A 13,491-nucleotide genomic window follows, 5' to 3' on the forward strand; every position below is an offset into this window, starting at 1 on the left:
TTATGGCCAATATTAACTCATATTCAGATGAATTTAAAAAACAAATAGTAGCTTTATATCAAAGCGGTAAGTGTCAGTGTCTTGTCTTGCTAAAGAGTACAATGTTACAAGAGCAGCTACTTATAATTGAATTAAGCAATTTACTAATTCAGATAGTTTTAAAATTAAAGATAATCGTTCTGTTGAAGAAAATGAATTAATTAAATTAAGAAAAGAATTAAAACAATTAAGAATGGAAAATGATATTTTAAAGCAAGCAGCACTAATAATAGGCAGAAAGTAGAAATTATTGCTAAAAATAAAGTTAAATATAAAATTCGCACAATGTGTCGTTTTTTGAAAATATCTAAATCAACATATTATTTTAACTTAAAGAAAAAAGAAAATAAAATCAAAAATAATATGTATGATGAAGCTGTTATTAGTGCTTTTAAAGAAAATAAAGAAGTTTATGGTACTAGAAGATTAAAAAAAATTTTAGAAAACCAAGAAATTTATTTATCACGCAGAAAAATTAAAGAAATTATGAATAAGCATAATTTAATATCAAAATACACTAAATTATCATTCAAAAATCATCATAATAAAGTCAATAATAGTCAAATAACCAATCTTGTTAATAGAAACTTTAATAATAGGGTTAAAAATGAAGTTATTGTTAGTGATTTAACTTACGTTCAAGTTAATGATAAATGAAACTATATTTGCCTATTAATAGACCTATTTAACCGCGAAATTATTGGACATAGTGTTGGAGTTAAAAAAGATGCATTACTAGTATATCAAGCATTTATGCAATCAAATCGCTGTTTAAAAGATATCCAAATATTTCATAGTGATCGAGGTAATGAATTTAACAATAAAATTATTAATAATCTTTTATTAGCATTCAATATTACTCGATCTTTAAGCAAAAAAGGTTGTCCTTATGATAATGCTGTTGCTGAAGCAACTTTTAAAACTTTCAAAACTGAATTTATTAATGATAAAAATTTTACATCATTAATCCAATTAAAATTAGAATTATTTGATTATATCAATTGATACAACAACATAAGAATCCACAGCACTTTAAACTACTTAACTCCTATCAAATATCAAGAACAAGTGTCTACCAAAAAATAGTCCTAAAAAGTGTTGCCATTCCAAATCGCTGGAAATAAAGGAAAATATTGAGATGAATATAAGATTTGTAGAAATTTTATTGAAAATGGTCAATATGATGAGTTAATAAAATATATGAATGAAATATTAAAAAACCATAAAAAATTAAAAAAACAATATTTTAAAAATAATAAACAAGGTATTGAAAATCAAGGTGCAAAGTGAAATATAGGTTGTTTTACAGAAGGTAATATTTGACATATTTTAAAAGAAATGCTTGGTAATAGAACTTATAATATTTCAATTTATATTAAAATGGTTATTTTTAAATGTAATAAAATAAATTTAAAAACATAACTTAATTAATTTTTTATTAAAATTTTAAAAACTTATTAAATTAAAATTTAATAAGAATTTTTGTTGTATATAAATATTAATTTTATTTTTCATTTTTTTAATATTTGTATTTTAATTGAAATTAATTTAATTTAGTAGTAAGATTTATTTACAATTGCATATAATTACAATTATTTCTTGTCTATAATTTGAAAGAAATGTTTAAAAAGTAATTATATCCTCCGTTTTGTTACCGTCCCAAAATTAATATAAACAGTATTATGAGAGAACATAATTATGCAAAAACATTACCTATTTTATAAAAAAATTTAATTTAGTTATAAAAAGTTTTAATATCAAAAATAGTAAGAACATATGTTCTTACTATTTTTGTAAACTTTGGTCTTGATAATTTTTTCAATAATTTAAAATTACATCATCATTAAATAAATTAATTTCATTTTTCTTAATTCCTTTTTTTAATTTATTTATATTTTGTCATAACATATTTTGTAAAGGTATTGGATACTTTCATATTCGACGATTAGTTTTAAATTCTTTCAAGTCTAACAGTTTATAAGAACGATTAGGAAATACTTTAACATCTAAATCATAATCAATGTATTTAACTGTTTGCGAATCTAAAATAAAAGGACTGGCAATATTACAATAATAATGAACACCATCATTACGAATCATACAAATAATATTGTATCAATCATTTTTAAAAAATAACCAAATTGCTGGATCAACGGTTGTTCATTTACGACCATTAATTTCAGTAATTGTTACATTCTCATTTACTAAAACTAAATATTTTTCAGTATCTTCTAAAACAATTGAATTATTTCAACTACGATATAAATCGCCATTATGCTTATATGCATGAATTGAAAGTATTTGCCCTTCTTTAAGGTACATATACATTTAAACCTCAACTTTCTGCAAATCATAAAACATAATAATTATACCATTATTTATTTAGTAAATAAAAAGCGAAAAATAAATTTATAATAATATTTATTTAAAAAAGAAAAAACTCCAAAAAGGAGTAGTAAAAAAAAACATAATTTTATTAAATGGGGCGACTGACGGGATTCGAACCCGCGAATGTCAGTTCCACAAACTGATGCGCTAGACCTCTACGCCACAGTCGCCATATTAGTTTCTATAAGTAAAACCGTTAAATATTATACAATAAATTTATGATTTTTTAATATTTTTTTCATAAAACTACAAAAATAATCATCTAATTTTCGTATATAACAATAACAATAATAAAAAACAATGTTACTATTAACAATTAGAACACAATTTAAAATTAATAATTATGGTTAATTATTAATTTAAATACTCTTAAAATAAAGTTTTATTATGCCCTTAATAAAAAGCATAAAAATGTAATAGATAATATCTTATTAAATCAATTTATTAATCAAATTTTATTAACAATACTAACTTACAAGTAATTTAGATACTAATACTTATGATTAAAAATTTAGCAATATACTCATTCCTTTCTCAATTAATTTTAATTAAGAGCACCAAAAACAAAACAAAATAATAGTTTTAAAGATGTCAATATCGAATGAAAATTTCCTAAAAATATTTATCAAAAAATTAAATTATTTTGGAAATTTACACTGTTAAATAAACACAAATTCCAAATAACCTTTAAAATTTTAATTCCTGTTTTTAATATAGGATTTTTTTTGTATAATTTAATTAAACTTAATATAAGTTTTTAACTCATTGCTTTAATTTCAAAGTAAATGAGTTTTTATTTTGAAAGGATGAAAAAATGAATAAAAATTTACAAGAAGAATATGAATGAATTAATAAAGAATTGATAAAAATAATCATTGATAAAAATCAATTTACTCCAGAAATTATTAGTAATAGAGTTAATTTAGCTCAAACTACTATTGTTGATATTAATGAAAATTTAAAAAAACAAAAGATTAGCAAATTTAAAAAAATTAGTTATTTAATATTAAAAATATTTACTTTTGGAAAAATTGATAAAAATAAAATAATTAAAGAAAAAAATGATTTTTTTATAAAAATATCAAAAGAACTTTTTGGAAATATTAAAAAAGTAAAAGAATTATATATAAGAAAATCAAATAGTGAAATAAATATAGATGTTAATAAAATTAATAATGCAACTTTAAATAATTTATTAATAAATCCGAATAAATCAAACTTACCACAAATGTAAAAACGATAGATTGCAATTACAATTTCTTTTATATTTAAAATCAATTTTAGGTCACCAAATTTGCTCATATACAAATGATTTAAAAATTTATATGGTTTAGTATTCACAAAATGTAAATCTTATATAACTTTAATTAGGAATTATTAATATCCATATCTTCAAGGATGATTTTTATTGGGTATATAAACTTTTTTTAGTTTTTATTAAATTTTCTTTGATAATTGGTTTTAAAGCTATTTCTTTTAGTTCATACATTTGATTATTGTAACTAAGATATAAGTCATTAATAAATGATTTAAGTACAATTACATCAGTTCTAGGTTGTATATATTGAACTTTGTTATTTTTATAAGGAAAATATTTTTTACTATAATATGTTATAGTTGAACCACTATCTGTTTTTCTTTTAGAAAATCTTGAAAGATAAATATTTATTTCTTCTTGTGTAGGAGCTTTAATCATAGCAGATTTTGGAATGGCAACACTTTTTAGGACTATTTTTTGGTAGACACTTGTTCTTGATATTTGATAGGAGTTAAGTAGTTTAAAGTGCTGTGGATTCTTAGAACCTGTTTAGGATCTTTTTTAACTTATTTTTGATTAAATTAATATCATAAATGTTATTTTATAGTTGAAAAATAAATTTTTAATCGATAAGTTGTCAAATGATAAAATCTTTTTAACAAAAAAATGACAAAGAAAATAAAATGTTAATTAACTGTCAGGTTAGAAATAATTATTCCCTTTTTTAGTTTAATTATGTTTAAAAGATTCCAAACAGGTTCTTATGTTGTTGTATCAATTGATATAATCAAATAATTCTAATTTTAATTGGATTAATGATGTAAAATTTTTATCATTAATAAATTCAGTTTTGAAAGTTTTAAAAGTTGCTTCAGCAACAGCATTATCATAAGGACAACCTTTTTTGCTTAAAGATCGAGTAATATTGAATGCTAATAAAAGATTATTAATAATTTTATTGTTAAATTCATTACCTCGATCACTATGAAATATTTGGATATCTTTTAAACAGCGATTTGATTGCATAAATGCTTGATATACTAGTAATGCATCTTTTTTAACTCCAACACTATGTCCAATAATTTCGCGGTTAAATAGGTCTATTAATAGGCAAATATAGTTTCATTTATCATTAACTTGAACGTAAGTTAAATCACTAACAATAACTTCATTTTTAACCCTATTATTAAAGTTTCTATTAACAAGATTGGTTATTTGACTATTATTGACTTTATTATGATGATTTTTGAATGATAATTTAGTGTATTTTGATATTAAATTATGCTTATTCATAATTTCTTTAATTTTTCTGCGTGATAAATAAATTTCTTGGTTTTCTAAAATTTTTTTTAATCTTCTAGTACCATAAACTTCTTTATTTTCTTTAAAAGCACTAATAACAGATTCATCATACATATTATTTTTGATTTTATTTTCTTTTTTCTTTAAGTTAAAATAATATGTTGATTTAGATATTTTCAAAAAACGACACATTGTACGAATTTTATATTTAACTTTATTTTAGCAATAATTTCTACTTTCTGCCTATTATTAGTGCTGCTTGCTTTAAAATATCATTTTCCATTCTTAATTGTTTTAATTCTTTTCTTAATTTAATTAATTCATTTTCTTCAACAGAACGATTATCTTTAGTTTTAAAACTACCTGAATTAGTAAATTGCTTAATTCAATTATAAGTAGCTGCTCTTGTAACATTGTACTCTTTAGCAAGACAAGACACTGACTTACCGCTTTGATATAAAGCTACTATTTGTTTTTTAAATTCATCTGAATATGAGTTAATATTGGCCATAATTATACTTCCTTTCTTTTCACTAATTTGTTCACTTGTCTACGTAATTAGTGTCCAATAAATGTAACCCATCCACTATTGAACAATTGTTAGTTAGTGAAAAAATAGCAAAACAAAATGTTGAATGAAATAACAGTATTGTAGTTACAAGTAACTTAGATAGTGATATTTATTATAAGGTAATGTTTAGTAATCTGTGTAACTTACAAAAATAACTATGTTTAATTAATTCTATAATAAACCTAGAAAGAGTGAATTACAGATGGCTAAAAAGCAAAATATTAATAATAATGATCCAATATCAAAAGCAGTAGATTTATTATTAGAAAATACTGAAGATTTAACAACAGTTTTTAAAGAGGGAGGTTTGTATAAAGAATTAACAAAAAGATTAGTAGAAAAAATGTTGAATTCTGAGATGCAAAATTATTTAGGATATGATAAGAATCAACATAGTAATAGTGACAATGCTCGTAATGGTATAAGTTCAAAAAAATTAATAACTCAACAAGGTAAAATTGAGATTGATGTACCACGAGATCGCAATAGTAATTTTAATCCTGTAATAATTGCAAAAAGACAAAGAAGATTTGATGGTTTTGATCAACAAGTTCTTTCTTTATATGCAAAAGGTATGACATTATCAGATATTAGAATGCAATTACAAGAGTTATATCATGGTGCTGATATTAGTGAAAGTGTTATTAGTCAAATTACTGATGATGTTATTGATGATGTAAAAGCATGGCAAAATCGACCATTAGATGAGGCTTTTTAGAAATCTGTGTATCTTTGTTTTACAAAGTACTAGTTAAGATTAATTCTATCTTCAAATTTTATCATAAAATGAGCAATTGCTGTATTTCAATTTTGAATGGGCATTGTTCATTTTTTTGTTATATTTTCAATTGCTAAATAAAATATTTTCAATTCTTCCATATCATTAGGAAAAACTTTTTTATTTCTGATAACTTTTCGTAATTGACTATTAACAGATTCAATAGCATTTGTGGTATAAATTACTCTTTTAATTTCTGTTGGATAACTAATAAAAACTATCAAATTTTCTCAATTTTTATATCAAGATTTAGCAATTTGAGGATATTGTTTATTTCACTTATTTTCAAATGTTTCTAAAGCCTGCATTGCTTGTTCTTCACTACATGCAGTATAAATTGGTTTTAAATCTGCAACTAGAGATTTTCTATGCTTATATGAGACATATTTCAAACTATTTCTAATTTGATGAACGATGCATAATTGATGTTCTGTTTTAGGATAAACTGATTGTATTGCTTCTGACATTCCTGTTAAATTATCACTACAAGCAATAAGAATATCATTTAAGCCTCGATTTTTCATTTCTGTGAAATTGGCTAATCAAAATTTAGAACCTCCATTTTCACTAATTCATAAGCCTAAAACATCTTTTTTACCTTCTAAATCAACTCCTAAAGCTATATACACAGATTTGTTAATAATGCGTTTATCTTGTCGCATTTTAACTACTATGCAATCAAAATAAACAATCGGATAAATACTATCTAATGGTCGATTTTGCCATGCTTTTACATCATCAATAACATCATCAGTAATTTGACTAATAACACTTTCACTAATATCAGCACCATGATATAACTCTTGTAATTGCATTCTAATATCTGATAATGTCATACCTTTTGCATATAAAGAAAGAACTTGTTGATCAAAACCATCAAATCTTCTTTGTCTTTTTGCAATTATTACAGGATTAAAATTACTATTGCGATCTCGTGGTACATCAATCTCAATTTTACCTTGTTGAGTTATTAATTTTTTTGAACTTATACCATTACGAGCATTGTCACTATTACTATGTTGATTCTTATCATATCCTAAATAATTTTGCATCTCAGAATTCAACATTTTTTCTACTAATCTTTTTGTTAATTCTTTATACAAACCTCCCTCTTTAAAAACTGTTGTTAAATCTTCAGTATTTTCTAAGAACCTGTTTAGGATCTTTTTTAACTTATTTTTGATTAAATTAATATCATAAATGTTATTTTATAGTTGAAAAATAAATTTTTAATCGATAAGTTGTCAAATGATAAAATCTTTTTAACAAAAAAATGACAAAGAAAATAAAATGTTAATTAACTGTCAGGTTAGAAATAATTATTCCCTTTTTTAGTTTAATTATGTTTAAAAGATTCCAAACAGGTTCTGACATAGCAAACTTTATTAAAAGAATAAAAATAACAAAATTACCTAAATTAAAACCTAAATCTGCCATTGGCAAATTTCAAAATTTCATAAAAATTTCTCCAAATAATTCTAAGAACCTGTTTAAAATCTTTTTAATAAAATTGAAATAAAGGAAAGAACAACCATTTGTAAGCTAGTATTTAATTTTCTTTCACAATTTTTTCATAATCTTCTGCATTTTTCTAATCATGCAAAACTTCGTTCTACAACTCATCTTTTTGGCAATAATACAAAAGAATGTAATTCATTACGTTTGATAACTTCAACATTTGCATTTATGATTGTTTTGATTTTAAAAGCAAATTTTTCACCAGTATAACCAGCATCTACTAGTATTTTTTGAACTTTAGATAAATTTTCTTTTTCATTTTCAATCATTATTATAGCACTGTTACGATCTGTTTTTTCTGCTGTGGTTATGTAAATTGTATGTGGTAAACCTTGAGAATCAACAGCAATATGACGCTTTATTCCTGAAATTTTTTACCAGCATCATAACCTTTATTTTTAGCAGTATCTGTGTTCTTAACACTTTGTGAATCAATTATACAAAAACTAGTTTGTTCTTTTCTACCATTATTGATACGAACTTTTCTAACTAATTTTTTTTAAAATTACTTGTCAAGTGCTAGGTTCTTTATCACTATTTTTACTTCAAATTTGAAAATAATAATATACAGTTTGTCATTTTGGAAAATTTTTTGGTAACATTCTTCATTGACATCCACTTTTTAATACATATAAAACTGCACAAAATACTTCATATAAATCTAAATTTCTTGGTTTTGTTTTCTTTTTGCTATTTTCTAAAATTGATCTTATGTTCTCAAATTGTTCTTTAGTAACATGACTTGGATAATTTTTATGCATATATACCCCTTATCTTAAAATATATAGTCATTTTACGTTATTTTATAAAAGATTCCAAACAGGTTCTAATATATCAATATCAGAAAATTTAAAACAATTATCAATATGTAAATCAAAATCTCTATCAATACTAATATCTTGTTTTCTATATTTTTCATTAAATTCAATTTTTGTCATATTATTTTTCTCCTTTATTAATTTTTTCATTTAATTTTGCTAATTTTTTTTGATGTTTGATAATTTTGTTATTTGCTCTAACATGTTTTGGAGTTGTGATAAATCTTTTTAATAAAACAATAATTTCTCTGCAAATTAATGTTCCAACACTTGTTCCAATAATTATTAATTCATGTAAAAATTCTTTCATTCCAATATTTTCCTTTCAACTATTTATTTTTTTATTTTTGATTATTCATCAAATTCACCTTTAATAATTCTTTCAATCATACATTTTGCATCCATTAAAAGATTTGCAATTAAACGTTCATTCAGTCGTATGTCTTCTAAATCTTTTTCATGTTGTTTTAATTTATCATCATAATATTGAATTAATTTTTCTTTATTCATACTTTTCACCTCCTTTATAAACTCATGTGATTGTAATCTCAATTTAATGAAGCATTATCAGTATTTAATGGTACTTCGCTTAGATTATCACTACCATATTGACTAGTTGTTTCACTATTAATAGTAAATCTATTGTCATTAATTAATCTTTTAGTTTCATCATTAAATGATGTTTCTTGCATTTCTTCATTATGATGTGTAGTTTCCATAGGTAGTAAATTATGTATAATTTCACTTGCACCAGCAATTATGGTAGGTACTGCATAAGCATTATTAAAATCATTATTTATACCCATAGCAACACCACTTGAAATTAAACAACCACCAGTTGCCATATTACAAATTTTTCTTATTGTTTCAAATTTATTAGGTATTAACTCAGTTAATCAACTAATAAGATTTGAAATACCATAAGCATTAAACTAATATATGTATCTCAATCCATTAATGACTGATGTTCTTGTTTAATCATGGAGGACCCTCAGTTGTAGTTGTAGTAGTTATTGGAGTTGGTGTTGTGGGAATAATTGGAGTAATATTATTTTCTGTTCATTTACTATAATTTGCTAATCCAATTGTTCCTAAACCTAGTAATATTTTTTTAGAACTATTAATTAATTTAGTTTTAGTATTTGGTCTTTGATTTAAATTTCAAATATCTAAACCTAACTTTTTACCAAATAATAAACTATTAATTGAACCTAATAATGGATTATCTATTACTTGACCATAATAAGTACTTGTACCAATCATTGCACAAATTGGACTTATACCAGTTCTAATTAATTTGGTTAAAGTATAATTATTTGTTTCCATTTTTTCTCCTTTTATTTCTAATAATTTTTCTAAAACATAATGATTTTTATCAAATTCTCTAATCAATCATTTTTTTGTTTCTGACCGATTATTAGTACAAAGAATTAATCTTTCTATCATATAAATTAATTCTTTTTTATCTGCTCTATCAAAAATTACTTTTAAAATTTCATCTAACATAATTTATTCTCCTTTATTTGTTTTTGTCAGTTCTCTTATAACATCTAATAAGGAATCTACTACATAAGAATTTAATTCAAATTCATAATTTCTAATTTTAATTTTTTCCTTTTTCATTTATTTATTCTCCTTTAATTTTCTAATTTTTTAATTGTTACTTTAATTCAACCTTGATAAACATCATTATCACCAACTATTAATGCAACATTACTTTCAGGGTCAGAAACAATTATGTGTTTTGATTTAACATTTGGGTATTGTCTTAAAATAATTGCTCTAATATCATTACTTGTATGAATTACTTTGGGAAATGGTGATAATATTTCAATTTCATCTTTATTTTCAAACAAAGTAGGCAATATTATCATTAGTCAAATTCACCCTTTTTTATAGAATCTATAATACTAATAATTACTGCTTTTGCTCCTCAATTATCACCAGTAAGTTTTAAATATTCATCTAATTTTTTAATTAATTTTTCTTTATTCATAATTTAACCTTTCTTTTCTAACTCTTTTATTTTGTTTTTGTTTGCATAAGTTATTACATTTATGGGAATAGACTCTACCATAACCACATTTATTATTCTTTTTGATTTTTATTATCATTATTTTTAAATGTTTCTTCTTTTTCATCTCAATATAATTTAGTATTTGCTTCTATTCATTTCTCAAAAGAATTTATTTTTAAATTATTCATTATTTTTTCTCCTTTAATTACAATCATCACAATGTAATCAACAATATTTTCCACAATTACATTCATCATCAGACTCACATATACGACAAACAAAATCACTAACTAAAATTGTTGGTCTTTTTTTAATTATTTTTATTTCTTGTTTACAATGTTCACATTTATTCATTATCAAATTGACCTTGTTCAATTTTCGTATAAATATCTCAATACCCTATTGCTTGATTGTTTAAATTTACTTCTTTTAATTCTAAAAATTTATTTTTACAATATTCAATTAATTTTTCTTTATTAATTTCAACTTTTTTCATTATCTAATACCCTTTCGATGTTCTCTTACATGTTCAATATTTTCTTCATCTCCAATCATTATTTCTCCACAAAAAACACATTTATACTTTGTTCAATATCCCATTATTTATTCTCCTTAATTTCAATTTGATTAGTAATTTCATTTAATATTTTTAATACTTTATATTCATTTTTTAAATCTTTAATTATATAAATTAAAAATATTATTAATGTTATACTGGTTATTAATATTGGTACTATTAATAAAATTTTTCATAATATCATTTTTTACTCTTTTCATTTTTTAAATCATTTAACATTAATTGAACAAAATGCACGATTTTTTTGAATATTTAAAGTATTAAAGATTTCACCAGTTACTATAATTTCATCGTTTTTGTTTAATAAAATACAGCATCTATAAAGTTTTGGTTTATTAAAAATTAAAGTAACATAGTTTAATCCATTTCATTGACCACGAACACTATAATATAATTCTTTATTACCTTTTTCGTAATATTTTGCTTCAATAGTGTTACTAAGTTTTACTGTTAATTTGACATAATTTGTTTTATCTTTCATTTTTATAATTTCCTTAAATAATTATCAAAAATTAATATTTTTTTATGATTTTTTAAATAATATTGAATATGTTTATAAGCATCTTGTTCATGTTTTGTTAATTTTATATTTCCTTTATAATTTTCTATTTTAGTTTTATTTTTTGGTTCACTTTCTAGATAATCTCAATTTATAACATCTTGTACTAATACCATTAATGCACCAATAATTTTAGGGGTTGCTAATGGATTAGTTAATAATTGTTTTGAACTTAAAAAGAAATTTTCTACAATAACTAATATTTTTTATCAATAAATTTTTCTTTAATTAATTGAAATTTTTCTTTATAAATATTTTTAGTTCATAAAACAGTTAATGTATTGAATGTTTCATTAAAAACAATATTATTAGTTTCATTTGAATATATAACGATTCCATTATTACCAATTCCAGCAGGGTCAATTCCAATAATTAAGTCATATTGCATTATTAATCAAAGTTTCCATTTTTAATTTCATATCTTAATTTAATAATAAATCCGAATGGAGTTAAACCTTGTGTATCACCAATATAAAAGGTTTCATAATCAAGTATTCTATTAATAATTTTTTCTTTATATTCATTAATTATTTCTTTTTTAAAACCTTCTCTTAATTTTTCTATATTATTTAAATGTTCTTTTGTTATTTCTTGATTACGTTTTTTATTATATTCATTAATAATTTCTTGGTCTTTATAAGAAAATGATTTTTGTTTATTCATATTTATACCTCCTACTTAACCTAATATTTAAGATACAGTCATAACAAATTGCTTTACCGTTTTTGTCTCTTAAAAAGTTTTTTCTTGTTTTTATATCATTAGTATTAAAGAATAAATAATCAAATTTATGTTGTTTACATGTTCAACAAAAATACTTTTTCATTATGAGTTGAAATTCCTTATATGAAGTAACTATGTAATTAATTGGTAAATCATCTTTATTATATGGATTATTTATTTTAAAACCTTTTCTGTTTTCTTCTCACGTAATGTTATATTTAAAACAATGATTAGTAATTTTAGTTTTGTTATCTGTTATTTCACCCATAAATCAACTATTATGCTGTTCATAAAATGTTAATGGTTCAAGTTTTATATCATTAATATAATATTCTTTTGGAATAGTTGGTTTATTAACAGTTATTTTTTGGTCTTTAATATATGGTTCTAATAATTTTATTAATTCATTACCGCTTAATTCTCTTTTAATATTTTCTAAATTAAAAACTCAATATGTATATTTATCATCAGCAATAAAACTATTATTTTTAACCATTCATTTTGGACATTGTAATTTATATTCACCATAATCAATAAGAATAGATTGTGGTTTATCTTTAACAATTTGTTCTTTTTTAAATTCTATTTGCATAATAATCCTTTCCTAATATGTCCTGTTGCTTCCTAGCATAAAGGACATATAATTTGATTTTTAGATTATTAATAATACTACTATTCGTTTTATTCATTCCATCAATTCTGGGCTCAAAAATAAATTGTGAAATTTTAAAAAACATCGAGGCATTCGATTCAATATTTATTTAATTTGTGTTAAACAAATTAATATTTTAATTGAACCGGCACCGCTCAATTTTTTTTTACAAGTTTAAAATTTATTTTCTCGCCCAAAAAAATTTTTCAAAAAAAAATAAAAAATAAAACCAACACTTGCTCACTGGGGAGTGGCAAGGTTGGTTAAATAAAGAATAGAATTAATATAATA

Annotated in this window: 22 protein-coding genes, 1 tRNA gene and 5 pseudogenes; 5 read left to right on the forward strand and 23 right to left on the reverse strand. The window is 22.3% G+C overall.

Annotation, left to right across the window (positions count from 1 at the left end; genetic code table 4):
- Positions 1-2 precede the first annotated feature (2 nt).
- Together ACXUB0_RS09300 and ACXUB0_RS09305 are read left to right on the forward strand one after the other, a co-directional pair.
- Positions 3-1,125: pseudogene (locus ACXUB0_RS09300) on the forward strand (IS3 family transposase).
- A gap of 9 nt (positions 1,126-1,134) precedes the next feature.
- Entirely contained in the window at positions 1,135-1,461 is a 327-nt protein-coding gene (locus tag ACXUB0_RS09305; RefSeq protein WP_458258477.1) for a hypothetical protein, read from the forward strand.
- A 363-nt stretch (positions 1,462-1,824) separates the two neighbouring features.
- On the opposite strand, the gene ACXUB0_RS09310 is transcribed toward ACXUB0_RS09305, so the two are convergent.
- Both ACXUB0_RS09310 and ACXUB0_RS09315 read right to left on the reverse strand, forming a co-directional pair.
- Entirely contained in the window at positions 1,825-2,361 is a 537-nt protein-coding gene (locus ACXUB0_RS09310) for a DUF402 domain-containing protein (protein ID WP_458258478.1), read from the reverse strand.
- A 159-nt stretch (positions 2,362-2,520) separates the two neighbouring features.
- Positions 2,521-2,597 (reverse strand) — tRNA-His (locus tag ACXUB0_RS09315).
- Between the two features lie 644 nt (positions 2,598-3,241).
- On the opposite strand from ACXUB0_RS09315, the gene ACXUB0_RS09320 reads away from it, so the two are divergent.
- Positions 3,242-3,661, forward strand: coding sequence for a hypothetical protein (locus tag ACXUB0_RS09320; protein ID WP_458257688.1), 420 nt, complete (start codon positions 3,242-3,244; stop codon positions 3,659-3,661).
- 143 nt (positions 3,662-3,804) lie between these two features.
- On the opposite strand, the pseudogene ACXUB0_RS09325 reads toward ACXUB0_RS09320, so the two are convergent.
- The 3 genes and pseudogenes from ACXUB0_RS09325 to ACXUB0_RS09335 all read right to left on the reverse strand — a co-directional run.
- Positions 3,805-4,135 (reverse strand): annotated as a pseudogene (locus ACXUB0_RS09325) (ISNCY family transposase); the annotation flags it as partial.
- Between the two features lie 309 nt (positions 4,136-4,444).
- Positions 4,445-5,188: pseudogene (locus ACXUB0_RS09330) on the reverse strand (IS3 family transposase); the annotation flags it as partial.
- A 31-nt stretch (positions 5,189-5,219) separates the two neighbouring features.
- A complete protein-coding gene (locus ACXUB0_RS09335) occupies positions 5,220-5,498 on the reverse strand; it encodes a transposase (RefSeq protein WP_353306568.1) in 279 nt (92 codons plus the stop codon).
- 86 nt (positions 5,499-5,584) lie between these two features.
- Here ACXUB0_RS09335 and ACXUB0_RS09340 point away from each other — a divergent pair, with 86 nt between their 5' ends.
- Positions 5,585-5,713, forward strand: coding sequence for a hypothetical protein (locus ACXUB0_RS09340; protein ID WP_458258479.1), 129 nt, complete (start codon positions 5,585-5,587; stop codon positions 5,711-5,713).
- Between the two features lie 47 nt (positions 5,714-5,760).
- Positions 5,761-6,273, forward strand: a pseudogene (locus ACXUB0_RS09345) (transposase); the annotation flags it as partial.
- A 32-nt stretch (positions 6,274-6,305) separates the two neighbouring features.
- On the opposite strand, the gene ACXUB0_RS09350 reads toward ACXUB0_RS09345, so the two are convergent.
- From ACXUB0_RS09350 to ACXUB0_RS09435, 18 genes and pseudogenes are all read right to left on the reverse strand, one after another.
- Positions 6,306-7,520 carry an IS256 family transposase gene (locus tag ACXUB0_RS09350; protein WP_458258813.1) on the reverse strand — a complete coding sequence of 405 codons (1,215 nt, stop codon included), beginning with the start codon at positions 7,518-7,520 and terminating at the stop codon, positions 6,306-6,308.
- 109 nt (positions 7,521-7,629) lie between these two features.
- A complete protein-coding gene (locus ACXUB0_RS09355; RefSeq protein WP_458258026.1) occupies positions 7,630-7,794 on the reverse strand; it encodes a hypothetical protein in 165 nt (54 codons plus the stop codon).
- 32 nt (positions 7,795-7,826) lie between these two features.
- Positions 7,827-8,615, reverse strand: a pseudogene (locus ACXUB0_RS09360) (IS5 family transposase).
- Positions 8,616-8,657: 42 nt separating this feature from the next.
- Positions 8,658-8,792, reverse strand: a complete 135-nt coding sequence (locus ACXUB0_RS09365; RefSeq protein WP_458258480.1) for a hypothetical protein — start codon at positions 8,790-8,792, stop codon at positions 8,658-8,660.
- A gap of 1 nt (position 8,793) precedes the next feature.
- The gene (locus ACXUB0_RS09370; RefSeq protein WP_174481134.1) at positions 8,794-8,982 is read right to left on the reverse strand and encodes a hypothetical protein; all 189 of its coding nucleotides are present in this window, start codon (positions 8,980-8,982) and stop codon (positions 8,794-8,796) included.
- Between the two features lie 41 nt (positions 8,983-9,023).
- Complete coding sequence (locus ACXUB0_RS09375) at positions 9,024-9,182, reverse strand: hypothetical protein (RefSeq protein WP_281748859.1); 159 nt, start codon at positions 9,180-9,182, stop codon at positions 9,024-9,026.
- Between the two features lie 14 nt (positions 9,183-9,196).
- Entirely contained in the window at positions 9,197-9,517 is a 321-nt protein-coding gene (locus tag ACXUB0_RS09380; protein WP_458258481.1) for a hypothetical protein, read from the reverse strand.
- A 109-nt stretch (positions 9,518-9,626) separates the two neighbouring features.
- A complete protein-coding gene (locus ACXUB0_RS09385) occupies positions 9,627-10,178 on the reverse strand; it encodes a hypothetical protein (protein WP_458258482.1) in 552 nt (183 codons plus the stop codon).
- A 131-nt stretch (positions 10,179-10,309) separates the two neighbouring features.
- A complete protein-coding gene (locus ACXUB0_RS09390) occupies positions 10,310-10,546 on the reverse strand; it encodes a hypothetical protein (RefSeq protein WP_338961245.1) in 237 nt (78 codons plus the stop codon).
- Complete coding sequence (locus ACXUB0_RS09395) at positions 10,546-10,668, reverse strand: hypothetical protein (RefSeq protein ID WP_458258483.1); 123 nt, start codon at positions 10,666-10,668, stop codon at positions 10,546-10,548. The genes ACXUB0_RS09390 and ACXUB0_RS09395 overlap by 1 nt, the downstream gene beginning before the upstream one ends.
- 222 nt (positions 10,669-10,890) lie before the next feature.
- Positions 10,891-11,043 carry a hypothetical protein gene (locus ACXUB0_RS09400; protein WP_458258484.1) on the reverse strand — a complete coding sequence of 51 codons (153 nt, stop codon included), beginning with the start codon at positions 11,041-11,043 and terminating at the stop codon, positions 10,891-10,893.
- Positions 11,036-11,185: a hypothetical protein gene (locus tag ACXUB0_RS09405; protein ID WP_458258485.1), complete on the reverse strand. Its 150-nt coding sequence runs from the start codon at positions 11,183-11,185 to the stop codon at positions 11,036-11,038. Before ACXUB0_RS09405 ends, ACXUB0_RS09400 begins: the two co-directional genes overlap by 8 nt.
- 103 nt (positions 11,186-11,288) lie before the next feature.
- A complete protein-coding gene (locus ACXUB0_RS09410; protein WP_458258486.1) occupies positions 11,289-11,450 on the reverse strand; it encodes a hypothetical protein in 162 nt (53 codons plus the stop codon).
- A gap of 3 nt (positions 11,451-11,453) precedes the next feature.
- Positions 11,454-11,747, reverse strand: a complete 294-nt coding sequence (locus tag ACXUB0_RS09415) for a hypothetical protein (protein WP_458258487.1) — start codon at positions 11,745-11,747, stop codon at positions 11,454-11,456.
- Between the two features lie 2 nt (positions 11,748-11,749).
- Positions 11,750-11,941, reverse strand: coding sequence for a hypothetical protein (locus ACXUB0_RS09420; RefSeq protein WP_458258488.1), 192 nt, complete (start codon positions 11,939-11,941; stop codon positions 11,750-11,752).
- A gap of 80 nt (positions 11,942-12,021) precedes the next feature.
- Positions 12,022-12,213, reverse strand: a complete 192-nt coding sequence (locus ACXUB0_RS09425) for a hypothetical protein (RefSeq protein ID WP_458258489.1) — start codon at positions 12,211-12,213, stop codon at positions 12,022-12,024.
- A 2-nt stretch (positions 12,214-12,215) separates the two neighbouring features.
- Positions 12,216-12,488, reverse strand: coding sequence for a hypothetical protein (locus ACXUB0_RS09430; protein ID WP_338987650.1), 273 nt, complete (start codon positions 12,486-12,488; stop codon positions 12,216-12,218).
- Positions 12,481-13,140, reverse strand: a complete 660-nt coding sequence (locus tag ACXUB0_RS09435) for a hypothetical protein (protein WP_458258490.1) — start codon at positions 13,138-13,140, stop codon at positions 12,481-12,483. The genes ACXUB0_RS09430 and ACXUB0_RS09435 overlap by 8 nt, the downstream gene beginning before the upstream one ends.
- Between the last annotated feature and the right edge of the window lie 351 nt (positions 13,141-13,491).

The organism is Spiroplasma endosymbiont of Dactylopius coccus (genome assembly GCF_977110965.1).